This is a genomic window from Oleiphilus sp. HI0123 (assembly GCF_001635315.1).
Genome location: NZ_LWGE01000794.1, coordinates 1 through 308 on the forward strand (window position 1 = coordinate 1; position 308 = coordinate 308).

General features: G+C 43.8%; 1 protein-coding gene. It reads right to left on the minus strand.

Going from position 1 to position 308, the window contains the following annotated elements; genetic code table 11:
• Window positions 1-100 precede the first annotated feature (100 nt).
• Window positions 101-308 (minus strand): hypothetical protein (locus A3761_RS27255; protein WP_197472926.1); only part of this gene is annotated, 208 nt, incomplete at its 5' end.

A 308-nucleotide genomic window follows, 5' to 3' on the forward strand; every position in this document is an offset into this window, starting at 1 on the left:
TTGTTTGGTGTAATTTTGTTTAAACTCTGCCTCGCTAGTAAATTCCTCGCGAACTCGCTGCAAACACCGTTTTATTGTTGCGAGTTTATTCAGTATGACATCATCCATGCTTCATTCCTTTAAGCTGAGCGACAAAGTCAGCCATAATCGCTTCACGCCCCTCTTGTAAACGGCCATACATGCTGAGAACACGCGTTTCGAAAGGCATCGCAGCGTCACAAGCATCATACAGCAACTGACCTCGCTCTATAATTTGCACATTCAAAACCGTGGTCGATTGAAGCAAGTCAATCAAATCAACTTCTGCA